This is a genomic window from Anaerobutyricum hallii DSM 3353, from assembly GCF_000173975.1.
Lineage (GTDB): Bacteria > Bacillota > Clostridia > Lachnospirales > Lachnospiraceae > Anaerobutyricum > Anaerobutyricum hallii.
Genome location: NZ_ACEP01000133.1, coordinates 1 through 848, shown reverse-complemented (window position 1 = coordinate 848; position 848 = coordinate 1). Strand labels below are relative to the sequence as shown.

The window sequence follows — 848 nt, the reverse complement described above, 5'->3', positions numbered from 1 at the left end:
TAAAAGTTGCACAAAACATATATTCCCACGCCCTTTTTCATGATAAAATAAAGAAAAAAGGGGAGTTTATTATGTTGAGACGATATGAATTAACAGATGAAGAATGGAATCAAATTGTTTCTCTACTGCCACCTGAAAATTCTGGCAAACAAGGACGACCATCCAAGTGTAACCGTACCATTCTTAACGGAATTGTCTGGATTGCCCGCAGTGGAGCACCTTGGCGTGACCTTCCAGAACGCTATGGCCCTTGGCAAACTGTCTATTCTCGCTTTCGCAAGTGGATGGAAGACGGTATCCTTGATAATATCTTTCGTGTTTTAAGCCTTGATGCAGAATTAAGCGAATTATCAATAGATGCCTCCATTGTCCAGGCTCATCAACATAGTGCAGGTGCAAAAAAAGGGGGCCATCCAACGAAATCGGACACAGTCGCGGTGGAGCAAGTACAAAAATCCATGCCATTGTAGATGCTTATGGTTATCCTGTTTATGTTATGCTCAGTGAGGGACAGCGTAATGATATTAATTACGCCATCCCTTTGCTAGAACAAGTTGACATAAAGGAAAGTGATATACTGGCTGACCGCGGATATGATAGCAATAAATTAATGGACTATATCTATGCCCATGGTGGTGAGCCAACCATACCTTCCAGAAAAGGGGCTAAATTTGACCGTTACTGTGACTGGCATCTTTACAAAGAAAGACATTTAGTGGAAAACTATTTTCTCAAGTTAAAAGCATTCCGTCGAATAGCCACGCGTTATGATAAATTAGCATCCACTTTTGCAGCATTTATATGCATCGCCTCAATATTAATTTGGTTAAAATGAACAACTTAAAATG

Annotated in this window: 1 pseudogene; it reads left to right on the top strand. The window is 40.2% G+C overall.

Features of this window, described 5'->3' with window-relative positions:
• The first annotated feature begins 71 nt into the window (after positions 1-71).
• Positions 72-835 (top strand): annotated as a pseudogene (locus tag EUBHAL_RS15510) (IS5 family transposase).
• Positions 836-848 lie beyond the last annotated feature (13 nt).